General features: G+C 73.0%; 20 protein-coding genes. 9 read left to right on the top strand and 11 right to left on the bottom strand.

Features of this window, described 5'->3' with window-relative positions:
• Positions 1 to 3: 3 nt before the first annotated feature.
• Positions 4 to 855, bottom strand: coding sequence for a hypothetical protein (locus tag ACZ4VF_RS23545; protein ID WP_467928293.1), 852 nt, complete (start codon positions 853 to 855; stop codon positions 4 to 6).
• Between the two features lie 74 nt (positions 856 to 929).
• On the opposite strand from ACZ4VF_RS23545, the gene ACZ4VF_RS23550 reads away from it, so the two are divergent.
• Both ACZ4VF_RS23550 and ACZ4VF_RS23555 read left to right on the top strand, forming a co-directional pair.
• Positions 930 to 1,718: an SDR family oxidoreductase gene (locus ACZ4VF_RS23550; protein ID WP_467928295.1), complete on the top strand. Its 789-nt coding sequence runs from the start codon at positions 930 to 932 to the stop codon at positions 1,716 to 1,718.
• Between the two features lie 109 nt (positions 1,719 to 1,827).
• A complete protein-coding gene (locus ACZ4VF_RS23555; RefSeq protein WP_467928296.1) occupies positions 1,828 to 3,393 on the top strand; it encodes a sodium:solute symporter family protein in 1,566 nt (521 codons plus the stop codon).
• A 39-nt stretch (positions 3,394 to 3,432) separates the two neighbouring features.
• On the opposite strand, the gene ACZ4VF_RS23560 is transcribed toward ACZ4VF_RS23555, so the two are convergent.
• Complete coding sequence (locus ACZ4VF_RS23560; protein WP_467928297.1) at positions 3,433 to 4,548, bottom strand: ADP-ribosylglycohydrolase family protein; 1,116 nt, start codon at positions 4,546 to 4,548, stop codon at positions 3,433 to 3,435.
• Positions 4,549 to 4,752: 204 nt separating this feature from the next.
• Here ACZ4VF_RS23560 and ACZ4VF_RS23565 point away from each other — a divergent pair, with 204 nt between their 5' ends.
• Both ACZ4VF_RS23565 and ACZ4VF_RS23570 read left to right on the top strand, forming a co-directional pair.
• The gene (locus tag ACZ4VF_RS23565; RefSeq protein WP_467928298.1) at positions 4,753 to 5,247 is read left to right on the top strand and encodes a DUF3995 domain-containing protein; all 495 of its coding nucleotides are present in this window, start codon (positions 4,753 to 4,755) and stop codon (positions 5,245 to 5,247) included.
• Between the two features lie 58 nt (positions 5,248 to 5,305).
• Positions 5,306 to 5,812: a DUF2165 domain-containing protein gene (locus tag ACZ4VF_RS23570; protein WP_467928300.1), complete on the top strand. Its 507-nt coding sequence runs from the start codon at positions 5,306 to 5,308 to the stop codon at positions 5,810 to 5,812.
• Here ACZ4VF_RS23570 and ACZ4VF_RS23575 read toward each other — a convergent pair.
• Genes ACZ4VF_RS23575 through ACZ4VF_RS23585 form a run of 3 tightly spaced genes read right to left on the bottom strand, consistent with a single transcriptional unit; the run spans position 5,805 to position 9,905 of the window.
• A complete protein-coding gene (locus ACZ4VF_RS23575) occupies positions 5,805 to 6,368 on the bottom strand; it encodes a hypothetical protein (RefSeq protein ID WP_467928301.1) in 564 nt (187 codons plus the stop codon). The two genes, ACZ4VF_RS23570 and ACZ4VF_RS23575, sit on opposite strands and share 8 nt — an antisense overlap.
• Before the next feature lie 60 nt (positions 6,369 to 6,428).
• Positions 6,429 to 9,014, bottom strand: a complete 2,586-nt coding sequence (locus tag ACZ4VF_RS23580; RefSeq protein ID WP_467928302.1) for a bifunctional FO biosynthesis protein CofGH — start codon at positions 9,012 to 9,014, stop codon at positions 6,429 to 6,431.
• A gap of 24 nt (positions 9,015 to 9,038) precedes the next feature.
• On the bottom strand, positions 9,039 to 9,905 hold the full coding sequence (locus ACZ4VF_RS23585; RefSeq protein ID WP_467928304.1) for an LLM class F420-dependent oxidoreductase: 867 nt from the start codon (positions 9,903 to 9,905) through the stop codon (positions 9,039 to 9,041).
• Between the two features lie 103 nt (positions 9,906 to 10,008).
• Here ACZ4VF_RS23585 and ACZ4VF_RS23590 point away from each other — a divergent pair, with 103 nt between their 5' ends.
• Genes ACZ4VF_RS23590 through ACZ4VF_RS23600 form a run of 3 tightly spaced genes read left to right on the top strand, consistent with a single transcriptional unit; the run spans position 10,009 to position 12,770 of the window.
• Positions 10,009 to 11,439, top strand: coding sequence for a CehA/McbA family metallohydrolase (locus ACZ4VF_RS23590; RefSeq protein ID WP_467928305.1), 1,431 nt, complete (start codon positions 10,009 to 10,011; stop codon positions 11,437 to 11,439).
• A 25-nt stretch (positions 11,440 to 11,464) separates the two neighbouring features.
• Positions 11,465 to 11,860, top strand: coding sequence for a nitroreductase/quinone reductase family protein (locus ACZ4VF_RS23595; protein ID WP_467928306.1), 396 nt, complete (start codon positions 11,465 to 11,467; stop codon positions 11,858 to 11,860).
• A gap of 19 nt (positions 11,861 to 11,879) precedes the next feature.
• Positions 11,880 to 12,770 carry a hypothetical protein gene (locus tag ACZ4VF_RS23600; protein ID WP_467928308.1) on the top strand — a complete coding sequence of 297 codons (891 nt, stop codon included), beginning with the start codon at positions 11,880 to 11,882 and terminating at the stop codon, positions 12,768 to 12,770.
• An 18-nt stretch (positions 12,771 to 12,788) separates the two neighbouring features.
• Here ACZ4VF_RS23600 and ACZ4VF_RS23605 read toward each other — a convergent pair whose 3' ends face one another.
• The 6 genes from ACZ4VF_RS23605 to ACZ4VF_RS23630 all read right to left on the bottom strand — a co-directional run bounded on the left by ACZ4VF_RS23605 (position 12,789) and on the right by ACZ4VF_RS23630 (position 20,148).
• A complete protein-coding gene (locus tag ACZ4VF_RS23605) occupies positions 12,789 to 14,267 on the bottom strand; it encodes an aldehyde dehydrogenase family protein (protein WP_467928309.1) in 1,479 nt (492 codons plus the stop codon).
• Positions 14,264 to 15,994, bottom strand: coding sequence for an N-acyl-D-amino-acid deacylase family protein (locus ACZ4VF_RS23610; protein ID WP_467928310.1), 1,731 nt, complete (start codon positions 15,992 to 15,994; stop codon positions 14,264 to 14,266). The genes ACZ4VF_RS23605 and ACZ4VF_RS23610 overlap by 4 nt, the downstream gene beginning before the upstream one ends.
• An 11-nt stretch (positions 15,995 to 16,005) precedes the next feature.
• Complete coding sequence (locus ACZ4VF_RS23615; protein WP_467928311.1) at positions 16,006 to 17,124, bottom strand: LLM class flavin-dependent oxidoreductase; 1,119 nt, start codon at positions 17,122 to 17,124, stop codon at positions 16,006 to 16,008.
• Positions 17,125 to 17,220: 96 nt separating this feature from the next.
• Positions 17,221 to 17,991, bottom strand: coding sequence for an SDR family NAD(P)-dependent oxidoreductase (locus ACZ4VF_RS23620; protein ID WP_467928313.1), 771 nt, complete (start codon positions 17,989 to 17,991; stop codon positions 17,221 to 17,223).
• A 10-nt stretch (positions 17,992 to 18,001) separates the two neighbouring features.
• A complete protein-coding gene (locus ACZ4VF_RS23625; protein ID WP_467928633.1) occupies positions 18,002 to 18,916 on the bottom strand; it encodes a TIGR03619 family F420-dependent LLM class oxidoreductase in 915 nt (304 codons plus the stop codon).
• A gap of 5 nt (positions 18,917 to 18,921) precedes the next feature.
• Complete coding sequence (locus ACZ4VF_RS23630; protein ID WP_467928314.1) at positions 18,922 to 20,148, bottom strand: amidohydrolase family protein; 1,227 nt, start codon at positions 20,146 to 20,148, stop codon at positions 18,922 to 18,924.
• A 209-nt stretch (positions 20,149 to 20,357) separates the two neighbouring features.
• Between ACZ4VF_RS23630 and afsR the strand changes: the two genes are divergently transcribed.
• Both afsR and afsS read left to right on the top strand, forming a co-directional pair.
• Positions 20,358 to 23,321 (top strand): SARP-family global regulator AfsR, encoded by a 2,964-nt coding sequence (gene afsR / locus ACZ4VF_RS23635; protein WP_467928315.1) that lies wholly within the window; start codon positions 20,358 to 20,360, stop codon positions 23,319 to 23,321.
• Positions 23,322 to 23,521: 200 nt separating this feature from the next.
• On the top strand, positions 23,522 to 23,701 hold the full coding sequence (gene afsS, locus ACZ4VF_RS23640; protein WP_467928317.1) for a regulatory protein AfsS: 180 nt from the start codon (positions 23,522 to 23,524) through the stop codon (positions 23,699 to 23,701).
• Positions 23,702 to 23,762: the final 61 nt, after the last annotated feature.

Consider the following 23,762-nt stretch of genomic DNA (forward strand, 5'->3'; position numbering starts at 1 on the left):
CGGTCAGCGGAGCCGGTCGACGTACGTGTCCGTGCCCGGCACCGTCGGGATGAACGGCGCGACCAGCTCCACCCGGCCGAGGCCCGACTCGGCCACCTGCTCCTCCAGGCCGGTGAAGTGTTCCGCCCAGCAGGCGCGCGGGTCCCGCTCCAGGAACCACAGCAGCGTCAGCCGGGTGCCGACGCCCTCGACCTGCCGGACGTAGGTCATGCGGTCGCCCGGCAGCGGGGTCGGCCGGAAGACGGTGACCAGCGCGGCCGGGGAGCCGGCGAGGCGGCGCGGGAGGTGCCGGGCGCGCAGCCACTCCAGCAGCGCGGCCCGCTGCTCGGGCGTGTCGCTGTCGATCACCTGGAGCACCAGGCCGGCGTAGGGGTGGTCGAGGGCGTGGACGTCCCGGGGGCCGGCGGCGCCGTCCCGGTACACGGTCGTCTCGTGGTCCTGGAAGGCCGTGAAGACGTGGGTGCGGTCGTGGTAGACGCGGGCGTCCCGGTTGAGGCGCCTGTTGATGGCGACCGTCCACCTCATGTGGTCGTCGTAGCGGCCGGCGGTGATCCAGTAGGTGGAGAGGTAGCAGCCGGCGGTGACCGGCCGGGCGACCGCCGACTTCTCCGGGTAGCGCAGGAGCTGCAGCTCCCGGGTGGCCACCCAGCGGCGGCCCGCGTACATCCAGGGCATGGCCATCGCACCGGCGTAGTAGTGGTCGTCCTCGTACCAGCGGTTGTACGCGTACTCGTGGCCCGGATGCGGCTCGACCATGGTGATCAGGGCGTGACCGGGACGGACCCCGTACGGCCCGACGGCGGCCAGCTCGGCGTACGTCTCACTGCGGGTGTCCCCGCGGGTGTCCTCGCTCATGCGGTTCCCCTTTCCGGCGGTCGCCCATACTCTGACGCCCCGTCAGGTGAAGCGCCAGGGTCCGGGAGGCCTCCATGCCGCTGCTCGCGGGCAAGACCGTCGTCGTCTCCGGGGTCGGCGCCGGACTCGGCCACCAGGTCGCCGCCGCCGTCGTCCGGGACGGGGGGAACGCCGTTCTCGGCGCCCGCACCGGGGCGAACCTCGCCAGGAGCGCGGCCGCGATCGATCCGGAGGGGACGCGCACGGCGTTCCGGCCGACCGACATCACCGACGAGGGGCAGTGCGAGGCGCTGGCGGGGCTGGCGCGGGAGCGGTTCGGCGGGATCGACGCGGTGGTGCAGGTGGCCGCCCGGGACTCGTACTTCGGCGGGCTGGCGGACGCCGACTTCGCGGTCTGGCGCTCCGTCCTCGACGTGAACCTGCTGGGGACGCTGCGGATGACCCGGGCCTGTCTGCCGGCGCTGCGGGCGGCGGGGGGCGGGTCGGTGGTGTTCATCGGGACGCAGTCGGCCGTGGCCGCGCCCTCACAGGTGCGGCAGGCCGCCTACGCCGCCTCGAAGGGGGCGCTGACCAGTGCGATGTACTCGCTGGCGCGGGAGCTGGGGCCGGACCGGATCCGGGTGAACTCGGTGCTGCCGGGCTGGATGTGGGGGCCGCCGGTGCAGGCGTACGTGCGGTTCACCGCGCGGGACGAGGGGGTGCCGGAGGAGGAGGTGCTGGGGCGGCTGACCGGGCGGATGGCGCTGCCGGACCTGGCCACCGACGGGGATGTGGCCGACGCGGCGGTGTTCCTCGCCTCGAACCGGGCGCGGGCGATCACCGGGCAGTCGCTGCTCGTGAACGCCGGGGAGCTGATGAGGTAGACCGGACGTTCACAGACATGAACGCAGGTCATCACGACGAACGATTTTACCGCGACTTGACCTACCGCTCGCTTGTCGCGTTCATGTGGACAGATCCACGATCGGGCACATGAACAGTCTCGACTGGGCCGTGCTCATCGGCTACTTCGGTGTGATGGTCGCGATCGGCGTCTGGTCGCACAAGCGCGTGGACAACGTCTCCGACTTCTTCACGGCCGGCGGCGGGATGCCCTGGTGGCTCTCCGGCATCTCGCACCACATGTCGGGCTACAGCGCCGTGATGTTCACCGGGTACGCGGGCATCGCCTACACCTACGGCGTCACCTCCTTCATCACCTGGTCCTTCCCCATCGCGCTCGGCATCGCCATCGGGTCGAGGCTGTTCGCGCCGCGCATCAACCGGCTGCGCTCCCGGCTCCACGTGGCCTCCCCGCTGGAGTACCTGAGGAACCGTTACAACCTGCCCACCCAGCAGGCCCTCGCCTGGTCCGGCATGCTGCTGAAGATCGTGGACGTGGGCGCCAAGTGGGCGGCGATCGCCACCCTGTTGTCGGTGTTCACCGGGATGTCGCTGAACCAGGGCATCCTCATCACCGGCGCGATCACCGCCGTCTACTGCACCATCGGCGGCCTGTGGGCGGACGCGCTGACCGAACTCGGCCAGTTCGTCATCCAGTTGCTGGCCGGCGTCTCCATGTTCGTCGCGGTCCTGGTGAAGCTGGACGACAAGGACATCGGCTTCCTCGGCGCCTGGGACCAGCCCGCGCTGCACGGCCACGGCAAACCGCTGGTCGGCCCGTACGGCACGGTGTTCCTGCTGGCGTTCCTGTTCATCAAGCTCTTCGAGTACAACGGCGGCATGCTCAACCAGGCCCAGCGGTACATGGCCACCGGCAGCGCCCGCCAGGCCGAACGCTCGGCCCGGCTGTCGGCGATCCTCTGGCTGGTCTGGCCGGTGGTCCTGTTCTTCCCGATGTGGATGTCGCCGCTGCTGGTCACGGCGAAGAAGCCGGACGGCTCCGACTCCTACGCCCTGATGACCGAACAGCTGCTGCCGCACGGGCTGCTCGGCCTCGTCATCGTCGGGTTCTTCTCCCACACCATGGCGATGTGCTCCTCCGACGCGAACGCCATCGCGGCCGTCTTCACGCGGGACTGCGCGCCGGTGATCTCGGCGCGGGCACGGGAGTGGGACACGCGCAGCGGACTGATCGCGGCGCGCGTCACGACGGTGGTCTTCCTGGGGCTGTCCATGGCGGCCGCGACGCAGGTCAACTCCCCCGCGTTCAAGGACGTCATCACCGTCGTCATCAAGTGGGTCGCCGGCCTGATGGGCCCGATGGCGATCCCGATGATGCTCGGCCTCCTCCGGCCGTTCCGCCGCTCCGGCCCCACGGCGGCGCTCGTCAGCTGGGCCCTGGGACTGCTCGCCTTCTGGCTGGTCAACTACCCGGTCAGCTGGCAGGTCGACGGGGGCGTGCCGCTCCAGTACCAGGTCTCCGTCCCGCTCGCCGTCTCCCTGGTGCTCTACATCGTCATCGGCTACCTGAAGCCGGAGGACACACCGGAGCGGCTGGCGATCATCGAGAAGGTGAACACCGACGGCGACGAGGGGGCCGCGCGGGCCGTGCCGGTCCCCGCGGGCGCGGGCGACGACGTGGTGGGGGCGCCGTAGCGGTCGCCGGCGCGGCAGCAGCCGGCGCGGCATCCTCCTTCAGGCCCGCGGATACCTCGCCAGCCACCCCGGGGACGACCCCGCCGGGCCGTGCAGGGCCGGCCCCTGGGTCATCTCCATCGCGAAGTCGTCGGCCAGTTCCAGGATCGTGGGGCGGCCCTCCAGCTCGGCCAGCCAGGCCGGCGGGAGGGCCGTCTCGCCGTGCAGGGCGCCGAGGAGGCCGCCGGTGAGGGCGCCGGCGGCGGCGGAGGGGCCGCTCTGGTTCACCGCCAGGCACAGGCCGTGGCGGACGTCCTCACCCACCAGCGCGCAGTACACCGACGCGGCCAGCAGCCCGTCCGCCGTGCCGTCGCCGGCCAGTTCCTCCACCCGGGAGGGCGTCGGTACGCCCTGCCGCACCGCGCCGAGGGCGTGCTGGAGGGCGTCCGAGACCGGCTGGTGGCCGGGGCGGACGGCGAGCAGGGCGAGGGCGCGCTGCACGGCGCCGTCCAGGCTGTCGCCCCGGGCCAGCGCGTGCACGATCACGGCGTACGCGCCCGCCGACAGGTAGGCGATGGGGTGGCCGTGGGTCTGGGCCGCGCACTCCACGGCGAGCTGGACGACCAGTTGGGGTTCCCAGCCGACGAGGAGGCCGAAGGGGGCGGAGCGGGCGACCGCCTCGGGGCCCAGCTCGCCCGGGTTCTTGGGGGCCTCCAGCGTGCCCATGGTGTCGTCGCCGAGCCCGATGAGCAGTGCGCGGGTCGGGTCCCGGCGGGCGTACAGCCACTCCTCGCGGGCGAGCCAGCCGTCGTCCTTGCGGCGCTCGTCGGGCCCCCAGTCCCGCTGGGTGGCCGCCCAGCGAAGATAGGCCCGGTGCAGATCGGTCGGCGGGTGCCAGGCGCCGGTGTCACGGCGCACCTGGGCGCGTATCAGCCCGTCGACCGTGAACAGGGTCAGCTGGGTGTGGTGGGTGACGGTGCCGCGCCGGCCGTGGCCGAAGGCCAGGTCCAGCAGCCCCTCACCGCCGTACGCGGCCCGGATCTCCTCCAGGGACAGCGGGTCGGCCGGTCCGCCCAGCGCGTCGCCGACCGCGGCCCCGAGCAGCGTGCCGCGTACCCGGCTGCGGAAGTCCTGCTGCTCGGCACGGCCCCAGACGGCACCGGTCGTCGCCCCCACCAGACCTCCCACGGCACCGTCCGCCTGTACGACGTCCAGCAATGTAGTCGACCGGGGTCACTCGGTTCACGGGGGCGGACCGGCCAGGGCGGCCGGTACCGCACGGGTACGGCTCCGGAAGGAGGCCGGCTCCTCCTGGCAGCGGACCACGACGGACCGGCCGGACGACGCGCCGGACGTGCTCGGCCGGTGAGGGTGGAGCACATGGACACCAGGATCCGCGCCACCCTCGCCTCCCCTGCCGACGGCCTCCCCCGGCCGGTCCTCCGGGCCGCCGCCTACGCGGCGGCCACGTGGGCCACCGCCTTCTCGCTGGTCCACCTGTACTGGCTCCTCGGCGGCCGGACCGGTCTGCCGGCCGGGCTCTCCGTGCGGGAGAACACCCCGCTCCTCGTCATCGACATCCTTTCCATCCCGCTGTGCGCCCTGGCCGCCGCGATGGCCCTGGCGCTCGTCCGGCCCTGGGGCACCCGGTTCCCGGCCGGGCTGCTCACCCTCGGTCTCCGGGGCACCGCCGCACTGCTGCTCCTGCACGCCGCGCCCTCCGTGGCGGACTGGGCGGCCTTGGCCGTCGGTGCTCGTACGACGTCCGGTCTCGACCCGATGGCCCGGTTCACGACCTTCCTCTACGAGCCGTTCTTCATGGCCGGCGGGTTGCTCTTCGCCCTCGCCCCGCTCGGCCACAGGGCGAGGCGGTGATCTTTTCTTGGCGCAAAGCGTGCGGCAGCGGGCGGGGCGTAGCGGCGAGAATTCGTTCATGACCACCACCCCCACCCGTCACACCGGCCTCAGCCTCGCCGCCGGTGTGCTCACCGGCATACTCGCCCTCTACATCGCCCTGGTCGCCCTCGGGAACATCACCGACTTCGGGACCAACCAGCAGTTCGTACGGCATGTGCTGGCGATGGACACGACGTTCCGGGACGACGACCTGATGTGGCGGGCCGTCACCAGCACGGCTCTCCAGGACACCGCGTACGTCCTGATCATCGTGTGGGAGACGGTGGCCGCCCTGGTCCTCGTCGGGGGCACCTGGCTGTGGGCGCGGCGGGACCACGAGCGTGCCCGGCGCCTGTCCACCTACGGGCTGCTGATGCTGCTGCTGCTCTTCGGCGCCGGGTTCATCGCGATCGGCGGCGAGTGGTTCGCGATGTGGCAGTCGAAGACGTGGAACGGGCTGGACGCGGCGACCCGGATCTTCCTGCTGGCCGGGGTGGCGCTGGTCGTGAACCAGCTGCCCAACGGCCGCCGGGACGCTAGGTGACGACCGTGACCCGCGTGCCCTGGTCGCCGAAGGCCCACAGCGCGGCTCCGTCCTCCTTGTGGAGGCGGATGCCGCCCAGTTTCTGGCCGTTCGCCGGGGGCGGGGAGGCGCCGTCCAGGGCGTTGGAGAAGGCGATGTTCACGCCGTCCACCTTGGTGAAGTACATGACGTGCTCGATCTCCACGCCATCCGAGCCCTTGAGGGACTGGGTGCGCAGGGTGACCGAGTAGCGGCCGGGCCGCGGGCTCACCGTGCCCGGCCACACCGTGAACGTGCGGGTCGCCCGGCCGGTCGCGTCGACCAGCCAGACCCGCTTCTCGCCGAGCGAGTACACGATCCGGCGGCCCTCGCCCGACCCGTCCGGCAGGGCGTCCTCGGCCGGTGCCTTCGGCGTGAGCGTGGCGTGCGGGCTCGCCGACGCCGAGGTGCCGGGCCTGGCCACGGCGGCCGTGGGATGCGGCCCGGCGTCCGCCTGCACGGCGAGGGCGACGACGACCGCGGTCGCCCCCGTCGTCAGACCGGTGACCCAGGCCCACGAGGGCAGTCGGGCAGCCACGGGACGCATCTCCTCCGCTACGGGTCCCCTCTTCTCAGCACAGGGGTCGGATCATCGTACTCAGTCCAGGACCGGCAGCAGATCCGGCAGGTGCCCGTCGGACGCCTCGGCCGCCCGCCGCCGCTCCTCCGGCACCTCGCCGTACAGCGTGGTGCGAGGCTTCGCGGGGCGGCCGGCCGCCTCCGCGACCGCGACCAGGTCGCGGATCGACTTGTACGAGCCGTAGGAGGAGCCCGCCATGCGGGAGATCGTCTCCTCCATCAGCGTTCCGCCCAGGTCGTTCGCCCCGGAGCGGAGCATCTCCGCCGCCCCCTCGGTGCCGAGTTTCACCCAACTTGTCTGGATGTTGGGGATCCAGGGGTGGAGCAGGAGCCGGGCCATGGCCGTCACCGCCCGGTTGTCCCGCATCGACGGACCCGGCCGGGCGATCCCCGCCAGGTACACCGGGGCGTTCGTGTGGATGAACGGCAGCGTCACGAACTCGGTGAAGCCGCCCGTCTCCCGCTGGATCCGGGCCAGCGTGCGCAGGTGGCCGAGCCAGTGCCGGGGCTGGTCCACGTGCCCGTACATCATGGTGGACGAGGAGCGGATGCCCAGCTCGTGCGCGGCGGTGACCACCTCGATCCAGGTGGCCGCGGGCAGCTTGCCCTTGGTCAGCACCCAGCGCACCTCGTCGTCCAGGATCTCCGCCGCCGTACCCGGGATGGAGTCCAGACCCGCCTCCTTGGCGGCGGAGAGCCACTCCCGGACCGACATCCCGGTCCGGGTGGCGCCGTTCACCACCTCCATCGGGGAGAAGGCGTGCACGTGCATGCCCGGGACGCGTTCCTTCACCGCCTTCGCGATCTCGAAGTAGGCGCTGCCCGGCAGGTCCGGGTGGATACCGCCCTGCATGCACACCTCGACCGCGCCCACGTCCCACGCCTGCTGGGCGCGGTCCGCCACCTGCTCCAGCGAGAGGGTGTACGCGTCCGCGTCCGTGCGGCGCTGCGCGAAGGCGCAGAACCGGCAGCCGGTGTAGCAGACGTTGGTGAAGTTGATGTTGCGCGTGACGATGTAGGTGACGTCGTCGCCGACCGCCGACCTGCGCACGTCGTCGGCCACCCGGCACAGCGCGTCCAGTGCCGGGCCGTCCGCGTGCAGCAGGGCGAGGGCCTCGGCGTCGGTCAGCCGGGTCGGGTCGTCGGCCGCCGTGCGCAGCGCCTCGCGCACATCGGCGTCGATGCGCTCCGGGGCCATCCCGGGGGCCGCTGCCTCGCGCAGGGCGTCCCAGTCGCCGTACACCTCGTCGAAGTCGGTGCGCCGGTCGCCCGTGCGGCCCTCGGTGTCGACGGCCGTGTGCAGGTCCGTGCGGCCGGAGGCGGTGAACACCTCCTCCGGCTCCTGCCAGGGCCGGCCCTCCACGACCGCGTCCTCCCGAGCCAGGCCCGTCTCCGGGTCGGCGAGGGCCGACACGTGCGGGCGCAACCGCGGGTCCAGCCAGGGCTCGCCGCGGCGCACGAACTCCGGGTAGACGCACAGCCGTTCGCGCAGGGTGAAGCCGGCCGCCCGGGAGCGCTCGGTGAGTTCCTCGATCTGCGGCCAGGGGCGTTCCGGGTTGACGTGGTCGATGGTCAGCGGCGAGACCCCGCCCCAGTCGTCGATGCCGGCGCCGATCAGCCGCTCGTACTCGCTGTCGACCAGGTTCGGCGGGGCCTGGAGGCAGGCCGAGGGGCCCATGATGTGCCGGGCGACCGCCACCGTGGCGACCAGGTCGTCCAGTTCGGCGTCCGGCATGCCGCGCATCGCCGTGTCCGGCTTGGCGCGGAAGTTCTGGATGATCAGCTCCTGGATGCCGTGGTGGGCCCGGGCGATCCTGCGGAGCGCGAACAGCGACTCGGCGCGCTCCTCGTACGTCTCGCCGATGCCGATGAGCAGGCCGGAGGTGAACGGCACGGAGGAACGGCCGGCGTCCTCCAGCACCCGCAGCCGCACGGCCGGTTCCTTGTCGGGGGAGCCGTGGTGCGGGCCGCCCGGCTCGGACCACAGCCGCTCGGCGGTCGTCTCCAGCATCATGCCCATGCTCGGCGCGACGGGCTTGAGCCGCTGGAAGTCCGTCCACGTCATCACGCCCGGGTTGAGGTGGGGCAGCAGTCCCGTCTCCTCCAGGATGCGGATGGAGACGGCGCGGACGTAGGCGATGGTGTCGTCGTAGCCGTGCGCGTCCAGCCACTCGCGCGCCTCCGGCCAGCGGTCCTCCGGCTTGTCGCCGAGGGTGATCAGGGCTTCCTTGCAGCCGAGGGCGGCACCCTTGCGGGCGATGTCCAGCACCTCGTCGGGGGACATGAACATCCCGTGCCCGGCGCGCCGCAGCCTGCCGGGCACGGTGGCGAAGGTGCAGTAGTGGCACTTGTCCCGGCACAGCCGGGTGAGGGGGATGAAGACGCTCTTCGAGTACGTGATGACGCCGGGCCTGCCCGCCGCCTCCAGGCCCGCGTCCCGCACCCGGGCGGCGGAGGCGGCGAGGGCGGTCAGATCCTCACCGCGTGCCTGGAGGAGCACCGCCGCCTCGGCGACGTCGAGGGTGACGCCGTCCCGGGCACGTTTGAGGGCGCGACGCATGGAGTTCTCGGTCGGGCCGGTTCCGGAGGTCGCGGAAGTCGTCATCCCTTGAGCATACGGTCGCGGTGATCACCGCCGAGGAGCGCCGCCCGCGAGGAGGGGGCCGTAGGCGTCGAGCGCGCGCAGCACCTCCGCCGCACCGCCGGGCGGCAGTTGCACCACGACCTCCTCGATCCCCAGCTCCGCGTAGTGGGCGAGCTTTCCGGGGCTGGGCTGGACGGCGTACGGGACGACCTGGAGGGCGGCCGGGTCACGGCCCGCGTCCGCCCACACCGAGCGCAGCACCGGCAGCGACTCGGTCAGCCCGCGCCCGCCGATCGGCAGCCAGCCGTCGGCGAACTCGGCGATGTGCGCGAACAGCCTGGGTCCCGCGCCCCCGCCGACGAGGGTGCGGGGGCCGACCACCGGTCCGCGCGGCTTCTGCACGGGCTTGGGGTGCGCGAGGCTGGCCCGGACGCCGCCGAACTCGCCCTCGTACGCGGTCGGCTCCTCGCTCCACAGCGCCCGCATCAGCGCCATCCGGTCCCGGACCAGCTCCCGACGGGTCCGCCAGGCCACACCGTGGTCGGCGGCCTCCTCCACGTTCCAGCCATAGCCGAGGCCCAGGGTGAAACGGCCGCCGGACAGGTGGTCCAGGGTGGCGATCTGCTTGGCGAGGTCGATGGGGTCGTGCTGGGCGACGAGGGTGATGCCGGTGCCGAGCGCCAGGTCCCGGGTCACGGCCGCCGCCTGGCCGAGGGCGACGAAGGGGTCGAGAGTGCGGCCGTACTCGCGGGGGAGGTCGCCGCCGGCGGGGTAGGGGGTGGTGCGCTCTGTGGGGATGTGGGTGTGTTCCGGCAGGTAGAGGCCGGAGAAGCCGCGTTCTTCGAGTTCGCGGGCGAGGTGGACGGGGGTGATGGTCTCGTCGGTCAGGAAGATCGTGACGGAGATGCGCATGGGGCATCGTACCGACTGGTCGGTCGCTCGTCAGGGGTGCGCGCGGTCCCATGTGGCCGGTCCCGCCGTTCCGCAGGGCCCTCCGGGGACCTACGGTGAGGAGGTGACGACGTTGCGCGGCACCATCCCACCCGGCTCCCCCGACTTCGTGTACCTCCCCTTCGACGTCCCGCCGGGCACCCGCGAGTTGAACGTCTCCTACACCTACGACAAACCCCCCGTCCCACCCGGAACCCCCGGCAACGCCCTCGACATCGGGCTGTTCGACCAGCGCGGCACCGAACTGGGCGGACGGGGGTTCCGGGGATGGTCGGGCGGGGCCCGCACCGGGTTCTTCGTGCGGGCGGACGACGCCACGCCCGGGTACCTGCCCGGGCCGCTGCGCCCCGGCACCTGGTACATCGCGCTCGGGCCGTACACCGTGGCGCCGCAGGGCCTGGCCTACGAGGTGACCGTCACGCCGGTGGCAGGGGCGGCCGGGACGACGCCGGAGCCGGTGTATCCGCCGGACCGGGCCCGGGGGCGCGGCCGGGACTGGTACCGGGGCGACTGCCACCTGCACTCCTGGCACTCCGACGGACGCCGCACCCCGGCCGAGATCGCGGCCCTGGCCCGGGCGGCCGGGCTGGACTTCCTCAACAGCTCCGACCACAACACCCACGCCTCGCACGCCCACTGGTCCGACGCGGCCGGTGACGACCTGCTGGTGCTGCTCGGTGAGGAGGTCACCACCCGCAACGGGCACGTCCTGGCCGTCGGCACCGAGCCGGGCACCTTCGTCGACTGGCGCTACCGGGCGCGGGACGGCCGCTGGGCACGGTTCGCGCGGGACATCCGCCGGGCCGGCGGCCTGGTCGTACCGGCCCATCCGCACGCCGACTGCGTGGGCTGCGCCTGGAAGTTCGGGTTCGCGGAGGCCGACGTCGTGGAGGTGTGGAACGGGGCCTGGACCCCGGACGACGAGGTGGCGCTGGCGGCCTGGGACGCGCGGCTGGTGGCGTCGGTGCGGGGCGGGCGGGCGTGGCTGCCGGCGATGGGCGACAGCGACGCCCATCGTGATCCGGACGTGGTCGGGCTGCCCCAGACGGTCGTCCTCGCCGACGGGCTGACCCGGGAGGCGGTCCTGGAGGGGCTGCGGGCGGGACGGTCGTACGTCGCCGAGTCACGGCACGTCTCGCTGGCGTTCTCCGCGACGGCCGACGACGGTGGACGGGCGGGCGCCGAGGCGGGGCCCGGGGAGCGGCTGGCGGCCGGGTACGACACCGGGGTGACCGTCCGGCTGGAGGTGTCCGGGGCGCCGCACTGCTCGGTCCGGCTCGTCACCGACCAGGGCGTGATGTTCACCGGGGAGCCGCTGCCGGTGTCCGGCACGGGAACCGTCCGGTGGCGGACGACCCCGGCCCGCGCGGCCTACGTACGGGCCGAGGTCCGGCACGAGACGACGCCGGGTCCGGTGCCGGGGGCGATGGCGGCGTTCACCAACCCGGTGTTCCTGGGACGGGCCGGCGACGGGGGGTCCGCCCAGGGGGCATGATGGCCTCCGTACCGAGAGGGGCGAGATGTCCGACCGCACCGACCGCAAGCACCGCCTGGTGACCCGATTCCAGCGGTACGTCGCCAACCCGATCAACCGGCGGCTGCCGTTCCAGACCCTGCTGGAGACCACCGGCCGCACCTCCGGCCTGCCCCGGCGGACCCCGGTCGGCGGACGCCGGGTCGGGACGTCCTTCTGGCTGGTCTCCGAGTTCGGCCTCAGGTCGCAGTACGTGCGCAACATCCAGGCCGACCCCGTGGTCCGGGTCCGCATCGCCGGCCGCTGGCACCGCGGCACCGCCCACCTCCTCCCCGACGACGACGCCAGGGCCCGGCTGCGCTCCCTGCCCCGCTTCAACAGCGCGGCGGTACGGGCGTTCGGCACGGACCTGCTGACCGTGCGGGTGGATCTGGCCGACTGACGGAGGCGACACTGCGCGGATGAAGCTCACCACCGCCCCCTCCGTGATCGACCCCGCGCGTGACTTCCCGGACCTGCTGCCGTACGCCCGCCCGGCCGTCCGGCTGCATCCGCGCCGCGGCACACCCGGCCCGTACGACAGTCACATCGGCGGCCCGGTGCTGTGGCCGGCGGCCGAACCCTGGCCGCGGTGCACCGACCACCACGACGTGAACGGCAGGGCGCGCACGCTGCCGCTCGTCGCCGTGGCGCAGTTCACCGCGGCCGACTTCCCGGAGATCCGCTTCCCCGACGGCACCGACCTGGTCCAGCTCCTGTGGTGCCCCGACTGGCACGACCAGCCGCACCCCGAGGGCTGGGGCCAGGCCTGCCGGCTCTTCTGGCGCCGGGCCGCCGCGGTCACCGGCCCGCTGACCGAGCAGCCGGATCCGGAGGACCACCCGGCGTACGACGAGGGCATGATCCCGCGCGCCTGCGTCCTGCACCCCGAGCGGGTCACGGACCACCCCGGCGACGAGGAACTCCCCGCCGGACTCGCCGGCCGCTTCGAGACCTGGCTGACCGAACGCGGCCTGACCGACGACCTCACCACCGTCCCCGGCTACAAGCTCGGCGGGTTCCTGGACTGGTGCACGACCGGCCTGCCGGCCGCCCTGGAGTGCGGCGAGTGCCGGGCGCCGCTGGAGCTGTTCCTGCAGTGCGACACCTACGAGTACCCCCTCGGCAGCTGGGCCCCCGACGACGCGCCGGACCGCTTCCGGCCGCTGGAGGAACGCCACCTGCGGACGGGCGACGAGGCCGGCGACGCGTCCCGCGAGCCGGTCGGCATGACCATCGGCCGCGGCAGCCACGCGGGACTGTTCGTGTGCTCCGCCGACCCCCGCCACCCGGCGTCGTTCTTCACCCAGTGAGCGGACCGGGCGCCCCCGTCACCCCGGCCACACGATCGCCTGCACCTCGCTGTAGGCGTGCAGCGCGTACACGCCGACGTCCCGGCCGACCCCGCTGTCCTTGAACCCGCCGAACGGGGCCTCCATGTTGCGGCCGACCGTGTTGACGCCCACGCCCCCGGCCCGCAGCCGCCGTGCCAGCCGGAAGGCGCGGGAGACGTCACCGGACCAGACGTAGTCGACGAGCCCGTAGTCGGAGTCGTTGGCGAGGGCCACCCCCTCCTCCTCGTCGTCGAACGGGATCACCACCACCACGGGCCCGAAGATCTCCTCGCGCGCCACCCGCATGGTGTTCGCGCAGTCGGCGAGCAGGGTGGGCGCGACGAAGAACCCCCGGTCCCGCGCGGGCCGTTCGCCACCCGCCACGACCACCGCGCCCTCCTTGCGCCCCAGTTCGACGTACGACTCCACGCGCGCCCGGTGCTCGGCGGAGATGACCGGCCCCACGACCGTGCCGGGTTCCCGGGGGTCCCCCACCTTCAGGCGACGGGCGTGCGCGGCGAGTTCGTCGACCAGTCGCTCGTACACCCCGCGCTGCGCCAGCACCCTGGTCGGTGCGGTGCAGATCTGGCCGCTGTAGAAGGAGAAGGTGGTGCCGATGCCGGCGACGGCCGAGGCGAGGTCGGCGTCGTCCAGGACGAGCGCGGCGCCCTTCCCGCCCAGCTCCATCAGCTGCCGTTTCATGTCCCGGCCGCACACCTCGGCGATGCGCCGTCCGACGGCCGTGGACCCGGTGAAGCTCACCATGTCGACGTCCGCGGAGGCGACCGCGGCCTCGCCCACCGAGACGGCCCGCCCGGAGACGACGTTGACCACGCCCGGCGGCGCCCCGGCCGCCTCCAGCGCCTGCGCCATCCGGTAGACGGACAGGGGGTCCTGCGGCGCGGGTTTCACGACGACCGTGTTGCCCATCGCCAGCGCGGGGGCGATCTTCCCGGCCGGGTTGGCCCACGGGTTGTTGTACGAGGTGACGCAGGTGACGACCCCGACGGGCTGCCGTACCGCCAGCGCCCCCAGCACACCGGCCCGCCCCATCGGCCCGGCCTCGGTGATCTGCGGGGCGATCGCCCACTCGGCGCTCTCCACGCGCGCGTACCGGCGGAAGCGGGCGGCGGCCACCCCGACCTGCATGGTCCGCGCGGTCGCGGTGGTCGCGCCGGTCTCGGCCCGGGCCAGGTCGGCGTACGGCACCAGCCGGTCCCGGATGATCCCGGCGGCCCGCCGGAGCACCGCGGCCCGCTCCTCCGGCGGGGTCCGCGACCACGCCCCGAACGCCTCCCGGGCCGCCGCGCAGGCGGCCCGCGCCTGCTCCGGCGAGGCCTCCGGCGCCCAGCCGACGGTCTCCTCGGTGGCCGGATCGGTCACCGGGTAGTACCCGCCGTCCGGCGCCACCCACTCCCCGCCGACGAACAGCGGCTGCCCCCCGCCCGCCGCGCTCCCCCCGTCCGCGTCGCTCACCGCGTGCCCACCGTCCGCGTGTCCCGCCCGGACCGCAGCACCCGGCCGGGGACGGCCCCGGTCACCTCGTCGTCCCGGATGGCCTCCACCCCGTTCACCCACACGGCCCGCACCCCGAGCGCCCGGGAGTCCAGCCGGGGGCCGCCCCCCGGCAGGTCGTGCACCAGCCGGGCCGGGCCCGCGTCGATCCGCTCCGGGTCGAAGAGGACGAGGTCCGCGTGCCAGCCCTCCTTGATCCGGCCCCGCTCGCGCAGCCCGAACAGCCGCGCCGGGTCGTCCGTCAGCATCCGCACCGCCCGCTCCAGACCGGCCAGCCTCCGCCCGCGCAGACAGTCCCCCAGGAACCGGGTGGTGTACGGCGCCCCGCACATCCGGTCCAGGTGGGCGCCCGCGTCCGAGCCGCCGAGCAGGACGTCCTCGTGCTGCCAGGTCTCGGCGCGCAGCGCCCAGGACGCCGGGTCGTTGTCGGTCGGCATGGGCCACAGGACCGTACGCAGGTCGTCGTGGGCGCAGATCTCCACCAGGCAGCCGAAGGGGTCCTGACCGCGCTCGGCGGCGACGTCCCGCACCACGCGGCCGGTGAGCCCGCGGTTGGCCTCGCTGTAGGTGTCCCCGATGACGTACCGCCCGAAGTCCGTGAGCCGCCGGAACACCCCGGCCTCCGTGGACCGGGCCCGTCGCAGCATCTCCTCCTGGACGGCCGCGTCCCGCAGCCGGGCGATCCGCTCGGGCACCGGCAGCGCGAGGACGTCCCCCCAGCCGGGGATGAGGTTGAGGGCGCAGAAGGTCCCCAGGGACATGTTCATCGGGGTGAGGATCGGCATGGTGAGCGCCACGACCCGCCCGCCGGCCTTCCTCGCGCGTTCGCTCGCGCTCAGCTGGCGCGGCACCCGCTCCGGTACGGCGGCGTCGATGGTGAGCACGTTCCAGTTCAGGGGCCGGCCGGCGGACGCGCTCATCTCCACGAGGAGATCGATCTCGTCGTCGCTGAACCGGTCCAGGCAGCCGGCGACGATGGCCTCGATCTGTGTCCCCTCGTGCTCCCCCACGGCCTTCGCCAGCGCCAGCAGCTCCGCCGGCCCCGCGTGCCGGGAGGCGACCGGCCGGCCGTCGCCGTCGGAGTGCGTACCGGACTGCGTGGTGGACAGCCCCCAGGCACCCGCGTCCATGGCCTCGTGCAGCAGCCGCAGCATGGCGTCCATCCGGCCGCGGTCCGGCCGGCCGCCGACGGCCTCCGGGCCCATGACGTACCGCCGCAGCGCGCAGTGCCCCACCATGAACCCGGCGTTGACGGCGATCCGCCCCTCCAGGGCGTCCAGGTACTCCCCGAAGGAGTGCCAGCTCCAGGGCGCCCCCTCCTCCAGCGCCACCAGGCTCATCCCCTCCACCTTGGACATCATCCGCCGGGTGTAGTCGGCGTCCCCGGGACGGGAGGGGTGGAGCGGGGCGAGGGTGAACCCGCAGTTGCCGGCGACGACGGTGGTCACGCCGTGGTTGAGGGAGGGGGTGGCGTACGGGTCCCAGAAGAGCTGGGCGTCGTAATGGGTGTGGGGGTCGACGAAGCCGGGGGTGAGGACGAGGCCGTGCGCGTCCTCGGTGCCGCGGGCCGCCTCGGTGACCGTGCCGACGGCGGCGACCCGGCCGTCGCGGATGCCGACGTCGGCGGTGACGGCGGGCGCACCGGTGCCGTCCACGACGGTGGCGCCCCTGATCAGGTGGTCCAGCATGCCGGGCCCCCTCACACAGCCTGGCGGAACCGCGAGGTCCGGTGCACCGGATCGGTGTCGATCTTCGGGATCACGTGCTCCCCGATGAGCCGGATCGTCCGCAGCGTCTCCTCCTTCGGCACCCCCACCGGGAGCCCGAAGCTCAGCTGGTCCGCCCCCGCCTGCTCCCAGCGCTTGCACTGGCGCAGCACCTCGTCCGGATCGCCGCAGATCAGCAGCTCCTCCTCGATCAGCAGCTCCACGAACTCCGGGGTGTACGGGGGCAGCGTCTCGGGCCACACCGGGAACCCCTCCGGCCGCGGGAAGGTGTCGTGGTAGCGGAAGACCAGCGACGGCAGGTAGTGCAGCCCGCCGTTCACCGCGGTCTCGACGGCCTCGGCGTGCGTGGGCGCGCAGATCGCGGTGGTCGTGACCATCACGTTGTCGTTGACGAAGTCCCCGACCGGCTCGGCGTCGACGATCGCCGTCTTGTACTGCTCCAGCACCCATTCCATGTCGGACACCTTCTGGATGCTGAAGCCGAGCACCCCGAGTCCCTTCTTCGCGGCCATGGCGTACGACGGCGGGGACCCGGCCGCGTACCACATCGCCGGGTGCGACTTCCCGTACGGCTTCGGCAGGACCTTGCGGGGCGGCAGCTGCCAGTGCTTGCCCTGGAAGCCGGCGTACTCGTCCTGGAGCCACATCTTCGGGAACTCGGCGATGGTCTCCTCCCAGATCTCCTTGGTGTGGTTCATGTCGGTCACACCCGGTATGAACCCGAGGATCTCGTGGCTGCCCGCACCCCGCCCGCTGCCGAACTCGAAGCGGCCCTCGCTGAGGTGGTCCAGCATGGCGACCTTCTCGGCGACCTTCACGGGGTGGTTGACCTGGGCCAGCGGGTTGAAGATCCCGGAGCCCAGGTGGATCCGCTCGGTGGCGTGGGCGAGGTAGCCGAGGAAGACGTCGTTGGCGGACAGGTGCGAGTACTCCTCCAGGAAGTGGTGCTCGGAGGCCCAGGCGTACTTGAAGCCGGACCTGTCCGCCTGGATGACGTACTCGGTCTCCTCCATCAGCGCCTTGTGCTCGGCCAGCGGGTCGGTCTCGGCGCGCTTGCCGACGTATCCCTGTACGAAGAGCCCGAATTCCACGGCGGTTCACCCTCCCCGGTCCCGAACTATCTGACACATCGTCAGTTTCGATGACTGTCGCACCGGCCGCACGGAGGGTCAATAGCTGACGATCGGTCAGATCACGCTGATCCCGGCCAGCCACCCGCCGTCGATGACGAACGGCTGCCCGGTGATGTACGACGAGTCGTCGCACGTCAGGAACAGCGCCAGCCGCGCCACCTCCTCCGGCCTCCCGATCCGCCCCAGCGGCACCAGCCCCCGGTACAGCTCGTCCAGGGCGCGGCTCGTCTCCTCCGGGTCGGCGTCCGGGTCCAGCCGGGCCGGGTTCGACATCGCGGTGTCGACGGCGCCCGGGCAGACCGCGTTGACCCGGATCCGCCGGTCCGCCAGCTCCAGCGCCGCCACCCGGGTCAGCCCCAGCACCGCGTGCTTGGTGGCGGCGTACGTGCCCACGGCCGCCATGCCGGTCAGCGCGGTGTAGGAGGCGGTGTTGACGATCGTGCCCCCGTCGGCCATCCGGGGCGCCACCGTCTTCATCCCCAGGAAGCAGCCGACCTGGTTCACCTGCACCACCCGCATGAACTCGTCCAGCGGCGTGTCCACGAGGGCGTTGAACCGCAGGATGCCCGCGTTGTTGACCAGCCCGTCGACGCGCCCGTACTCCCGCACGACGGCGGCCACGGCCTCCCGCCAGCCGTCCTCCGTCCCCACGTCCAGATGGACGTACAGCGCCCCGATCTCCTCGGCGAGCGCCTTGCCCTGGTCGTCCAGCACGTCCGCCACGACCACCCGCGCGCCCTCCGCCCGGAACAGCCGCGCCTCCTGCTCTCCCTGTCCCCGCGCCGCGCCGGTGACGATCACGACGCGTCCGTCCAGCTTGCCCATGCCGTACTCCTCAGAGGTCGGGGGCCACTTCGGCTCCGAAGGCCGCCATCTGGTCGGTGAGTTCGGTACGGCCGCGGCTGCGGAACCGCACCTGGATCTGGTCCACGCCCATCGCGCGGTACGCGCGCAGGGACTCGGCGAGCGCCCGCGGCGGCCCGCTGAGCGTGCGCCGCCCCACGTCCCAGCCGGGCCGGCCGACGTACAGGGGCTCGGTGATCGCGCCGACGGTGAACGGCGCCTCGACGCCCGCCTCCTCCCGCAGCGCCCTCAGCCGGGTGACGGCGGCCGGCAGCCGCTCCCGCGGGTCCCCCTGCGGCAGCCAGCCGTCGCCCTTCAGCGCGGCCCGGCGCACGGCGGCGGGCGAGGAGCCGCCGACCCAGAGGGGGACGGACGGCTGGGCGGGGCGCGGCCGCTGCCCCAGTCCGGCGAAGTCGTAGCGCTCCCCGTGGTGTTCGGGGAACTCGTCGGGTCCCAGGGCGGCCCGCAGCGCGTCGATGGTCTCGTCCAGCACGGCCCCGCGCCGCTCGAAGTCGGCGCCGAGCACCTCGAACTCCTCCCGCACGTGCCCGGCCCCCACCCCCAGCACGAGCCGCCCGCCGGAGAGGTGGTCGAGGGTGGCGTACTGCTTGGCGGTGAGCAGCGGATGCCGCAGCCCCACGACCGCCACATGACTGAGCAGCCGCACCCGGCCGGTGACGGCGGCGAGATGGGCGAGGGTGGCCACCGGGTCGTACCAGACGGTGCTCATGGCCGGGGCGAGGCGGCGCGGTACGCCCACGTGCTCGCAGCAGGCGACGTACGCGAACCCCGCCGCGTCGGCCGCCCGCGCCACGGCGACCAGGTCCTCCGGTCCGGCCGCGGTCTCCCAGGGCTCGGTGTAGAGGGTGCTCTGCGACTGGACGGGCAGCTGGATGCCGTAGGCCAGGGCGCTCACGCCCGCCACAGCCCCTCCGGGGTGAGCCCGAGCAGCTCGATGGCGTTGCCCCGGACGATCCGGGTCACGGTCTCCGGGTCCAGGTGCCCCATCTGGGCCTCGCCTACCTCGCGGGACCTGGGCCAGGTGGAGTCGGAGTGCGGGTAGTCGGTCTCGTACAGGACGTTGCCGACACCGATGGCGTCGAGGTTCCCGAGCCCGAAGGCGTCGTCGAAGAAGCAGCCGTGGACGTGCTCGGCGAACAGCTCGGACGGCGGCCGGGTGACCTTGCCGGCGACCCCGCCCCACCCCCGGTTCTCCTCCCACACCACGTCGGCGCGCTCGAGGATGTACGGGATCCAGCCGATCTGCCCTTCCGCGTACATCACCCTCAGGTTCGGGAAACGCTCGAACTTGCCGCTCATCAGCCAGTCGACCATCGAGAAGCAGCAGTTGGCGAAGGTGATCGTGGAGCCCACGGCGGGCGGAGCGTCGGCGGAGGTGGACGGCATCCGGCTGGACGACCCGATGTGCATGGCGATGACGGTGCCGGTCTCGTCGCAGGCGGCGAGGAACGGATCCCAGTCGTCGGTGTGGACGGACGGCAGCCCCAGATGCGGCGGTATCTCGGAGAAGGCGACGGCCCGGACGCCGCGTTCGGCGTTCCGCCGCACCTCCCGCGCGGCCAGACGGGCGTCCCAGAGGGGTATCAGGGTCAGCGGCACCAGCCTCCCGCGCGCCCGGTCCCCGCACCACTCCTCCACCATCCAGTCGTTGTAGGCCCGGACGCAGAGCAGGGCGAGTTCCTTGTCGGCGGCCTCCGTGAACGTCTGCCCGCAGAAGCGGGGGAAGGTCGGGAAGCAGAGCGCCGACTGGACGTGGTTGACGTCCATGTCCGCGAGCCGGGCGGGCACGTCGTACGACCCGGCCCGCATCTGCTCGTAGGTGATGACTTCCAGCCGCACCTCGTCCCGGGCGTACCCCACGGCGGTGTCGAGACGTGTGAGCGGCCGGCGCAGGTCCTCGTACACCCACCAGTCGCCGACCGGCCCCTCGTCGGAGCCCGGGGTGCCCATCACGGGCTTGAAGCGGCCGCCCAGGAAGGTCATCTCCTTCAGCGGCGCCCGCACGATCCGGGGCCCGACGTCCCGGTACTTCCTGGGCAGGCGGTCCTGCCACACGCCGGCGGGTTCGACGGTGTGGTCGTCGACGGAGATGATCAGCGGGAACTGTGTGGTCTCCATACGCCTCACCGTAGCGCCGATCTGACGAACCGTCAGCTACGCTGCCGGGCGACCGGAGTGCGGAGGGAATGTGAGGACCTTGTGGACCACCGCGCGAACCCCGGTGATCGGCCATGATCGGCTGTGATGGGCGTCTCGCACGGCTGACGCAACCGCCCCGAACAAGGCAAACTGACGGGGTTGTTCGTGATGCCGAGGGGGGCGAACGCATGGACGGTGGGCCGCGAGTGCCGCAGCAGCGGCGCGCCGACTCCGTGACCGTCGCGGAGCCGGCGGCGTTGCGCTTCGGCGTGCTCGGTCCGGTGCGTGCCTGGCGCGGCGAGGAGGCGCTCCCGACGGGCTCCCCCCAGCAGCGCGCCCTGCTGGCCGCACTCCTGCTGCGCGAGGGCCGCACGGCCACGGCCGCGGAACTGATCGACGCGCTGTGGGGGTCCGAGCCGCCCTCCCAGGCCCTGGCGGCGGTCCGCACCTACGCGTCCCGGCTGCGGAAGGCACTCAGCCCCGGGGTCCTCGTCAGCGAGTCCGGCGGTTACGCCGTCCGCGGCCTGCGCGAGGGCGCCCTGGACCTGGCGGTCGCCCAGGACCGGGCGGCGGAGGCGGAGAAGGCGCGGGGGACGGGTGACCTGGGCCGGGCCCGCACGCTCCTGAACCAGGCCCTCGACCTGTGGGACGGCGAACCCCTGGCCGGAGTCCCCGGCCCGTACGCCGAGGCTCAGCGGGCCCGCCTGGAGGAGTGGCGCCTGGTCCTCCTCGAATCCCGCCTCGACCTCGACCTGGAACAGGGCTGCCACGCCGAGGCGGTCTCGGAACTGACGGCGCTGACCGCGGCACACCCGTTGCGTGAACGGTTGCGGGAACTGCTGATGCTGGCGCTGTACAGAAGCGGGAGGCAGGCGGAGGCACTGGCCGTGTACGCCGACACCCGCCGCCTGCTGGCGGAGGAACTGGGCGTCGACCCCCGCCCCGGCCTCAGCGAGCTCCAGCAGCGCATCCTCCAGGCGGACCCGACCCTGGCGGAGCCGTCGGCCCCCGCGGCGGGACCTTCGTCGCCCCCGGTCCGCCCGGCCCAGCTCCCGGCCTCCGTCCCCGACTTCACCGGCCGCTCCTCCTTCGTCTCGGACCTGACGGAGGTCCTCGCCTCGGCGTCCGAGGCGGAGGGCCGGATCATGGCGGTGTCGGCCCTCGCCGGCATCGGAGGCGTGGGCAAGACGACGCTGGCGGTGCACGTGGCCCACCGGGCCAGGGGGGCCTTCCCGGACGGCCAGCTGTACGTGGACCTCCAGGGCACGGGGCCGAGGCCGGCGGAGCCGGAGACGGTACTGGGCTCCTTCCTGCGGGCCCTGGGCACGGCGGACGCGAACATCCCCGACAGCATGGAGGAGCGGGCGGCCCTCTACCGCTCGGTCCTGGACGGCCGCAGGGTCCTGGTCCTGCTGGACAACGCCAAGGACGCGGCACAGGTCAGGCCCCTGCTGCCGGGAACCGAGGGCTGCGCGGCCCTGGTCACCTCCCGCGTCCGCATGCTGGACCTGGCCGGCGCCCATCTGGTGGACCTGGACGTCATGTCTCCCGACGAGGCGCTGGCGCTGTTCACGCGGATCGTGGGCGAGGAACGGGTGTCCTCGGAACGGAAGGCCGCGCTGGATGTCGTGGCCGCGTGCGGTTTTTTGCCCCTGGCGATCCGCATCGCCGCGTCCCGCCTGGCGGCGCGCCGCACGTGGACGGTGTCCGTCCTGGCGGCCAAGCTGGCGGACGAACGCCGCCGGCTGGACGAGCTGCAGGCCGGCGACCTGGCGGTGAAGGCGACCTTCGAGCTGGGCTACGGGCAACTGGAACCGGCCCAGGCCCGCGCGTTCCGGCTCCTGGGCCTGGCCGACGGCCCGGACATCTCGCTGGCCGCCGCGGCCGCGGTCCTGGACCTCCCCGCCGAGGACACCGAGGACCTGCTGGAGTCCCTGGTGGACACGTCGCTGCTGGAGTCCGCGGCGCCCGGACGGTACCGGTTCCACGACCTGGTACGGCTGTACGCGCGGGCCTGTGCGGAGAGGGACGAGCGGTCGCCCGGTGAGCGGGGGGCGGCTCTGTCCCGGTTGCTGGATTTCTACCTGGCCACGGCGGCGCGGGTGTACGCCATCGAGCGGCCGGGGGACCGGCTGGTCGAGCATCTGGAACCCACCGAGTACCCGGGACTGCGTTTCAGCGATCGCCAGGAGGCGCTGGACTGGTTGTATTCCGAGGCCAACTGCCTCCTGGCATCGGCTCGCCAGGCCTTGGGCGGTTCCAGGATCCGCCGGGGGGTGGACCTGCTGTGGGCTGCGAAGGATCTGGGAGAGTCCGGGGCCAACTCCAAGCAGTACGAGTCCGTCGCACTCACCGCCAGAGACGCCGCACAGGCCTCGGGCGACGCACACTGCGAAGGCCGTGCACGCACGGTCCTGACCAACGTTCACCTCGTCGCCGGGCGTTACGGCGAGGCCGACGAGGAAGCCCGGCTGGCGGGCCTGCTCGCGGACACGGCCGACGATCCCACGCCGGTCTTCTGGACGAGTAACGACCGGGGGATCATCGGCCTCAACCAAGGCCGGTACGCGGACGCCGAACAACATCTGATCCGGGCCATCGAGGCATCGCGCTTCGACGGGAACCTCGCCGGTGAGGCGAGCGCTCTCTGCAACCTGTCGCGCGTTCACCTGGCCATGGGACGGACAGGCCATGCCATCACGCTGGCGCAGCAGGGCATCGACCTGTACGACCGCCTCGGAGCCGCCGTACGTCTGGCCAACGCACGGTACGCCCTGGGACTCGCGCTGACCCAGGCCGGACGCCCCTCCGAGGCTCTCGCGGAACTCACGGACGCCCTGAACACGTTCCAGATGAACCGGCAGCGCCTGTGGGAAGGCACGACCCACTTCCGTATCGCGCAGGCCCATCTCGCGGCGCGACAGCACACGTTGTCCGCCACGCACGCCGAACAGGCACTGGCCATCGGGTGCATCGGCGGTGACCGGGTACGCGCCGGCGTCCTCACCACCCTGGGCCGTTCGCTGTCCGCCTTGGGGCAGGTCGATCGCGCACGGGTCTGCTGGCTCGAAGCACTGCCTCTGTACGAGCAATCGGGCTCCCCGGAGGCCGACGGCGTACGGACGCTGCTGTCGCCGCTCTCCACGGCCTGAGGGACGACGGCCGCGTTCATCGATTGTTTATGCCGCGCTGACATGCTCAACGCATCGATCCGTCGCGTCGGGGGGCAGGCGGGTCGCCGAGGGACTCAGCCGGTATGCGAGAGTCCTGTCAGGTCCCTGCCCGGCGATCTCGGGGGAGTTGCCGGGCGGGGACCGCTCAGACCCAACTCATCTTCAGGGGAGCTGCGCACATGGCCGAGGCCAAGAAGCCCGAGGACATCACCACGATGGACAACCACTCGCCGGTCCCGCCGATCGACGAAGTGATCACCACGATGGACAACCACTCGCCGGTCCCGCCGAGCGACGCGATCACCACCATGGACAACCACTCGCCGGTCCCGCCCGCCCTGGACCTGAAGGGCAAGTAGATCCGGAGAACTTCCATCCCGACGGGGGGCGGCCGCGGCGGCGCGGAGGGGGAGCCGTCGC

It is taken from the genome of Streptomyces sp. NPDC029151, from assembly GCF_055564315.1.

What these genes read in the sequence shown, in the direction of transcription:
- ACZ4VF_RS23610 (WP_467928310.1), bottom strand. Translation starts at nt 15,994, where the DNA reads ATGCTGGACCACCTGATCAGGGGCGCCACCGTCGTGGACGGCACCGGT.
- afsS (WP_467928317.1), top strand. Translation starts at nt 23,522, where the DNA reads ATGGCCGAGGCCAAGAAGCCCGAGGACATCACCACGATGGACAACCAC.
- ACZ4VF_RS23630 (WP_467928314.1), bottom strand. Translation starts at nt 20,148, where the DNA reads ATGGAGACCACACAGTTCCCGCTGATCATCTCCGTCGACGACCACACC.
- ACZ4VF_RS23550 (WP_467928295.1), top strand. Translation starts at nt 930, where the DNA reads ATGCCGCTGCTCGCGGGCAAGACCGTCGTCGTCTCCGGGGTCGGCGCC.
- afsR (WP_467928315.1), top strand. Translation starts at nt 20,358, where the DNA reads ATGGACGGTGGGCCGCGAGTGCCGCAGCAGCGGCGCGCCGACTCCGTG.
- ACZ4VF_RS23600 (WP_467928308.1), top strand. Translation starts at nt 11,880, where the DNA reads ATGAAGCTCACCACCGCCCCCTCCGTGATCGACCCCGCGCGTGACTTC.
- ACZ4VF_RS23555 (WP_467928296.1), top strand. Translation starts at nt 1,828, where the DNA reads ATGAACAGTCTCGACTGGGCCGTGCTCATCGGCTACTTCGGTGTGATG.
- ACZ4VF_RS23570 (WP_467928300.1), top strand. Translation starts at nt 5,306, where the DNA reads ATGACCACCACCCCCACCCGTCACACCGGCCTCAGCCTCGCCGCCGGT.
- ACZ4VF_RS23565 (WP_467928298.1), top strand. Translation starts at nt 4,753, where the DNA reads ATGGACACCAGGATCCGCGCCACCCTCGCCTCCCCTGCCGACGGCCTC.
- ACZ4VF_RS23580 (WP_467928302.1), bottom strand. Translation starts at nt 9,014, where the DNA reads ATGACGACTTCCGCGACCTCCGGAACCGGCCCGACCGAGAACTCCATG.
- ACZ4VF_RS23545 (WP_467928293.1), bottom strand. Translation starts at nt 855, where the DNA reads ATGAGCGAGGACACCCGCGGGGACACCCGCAGTGAGACGTACGCCGAG.
- ACZ4VF_RS23595 (WP_467928306.1), top strand. Translation starts at nt 11,465, where the DNA reads ATGTCCGACCGCACCGACCGCAAGCACCGCCTGGTGACCCGATTCCAG.
- ACZ4VF_RS23620 (WP_467928313.1), bottom strand. Translation starts at nt 17,991, where the DNA reads ATGGGCAAGCTGGACGGACGCGTCGTGATCGTCACCGGCGCGGCGCGG.
- ACZ4VF_RS23585 (WP_467928304.1), bottom strand. Translation starts at nt 9,905, where the DNA reads ATGCGCATCTCCGTCACGATCTTCCTGACCGACGAGACCATCACCCCC.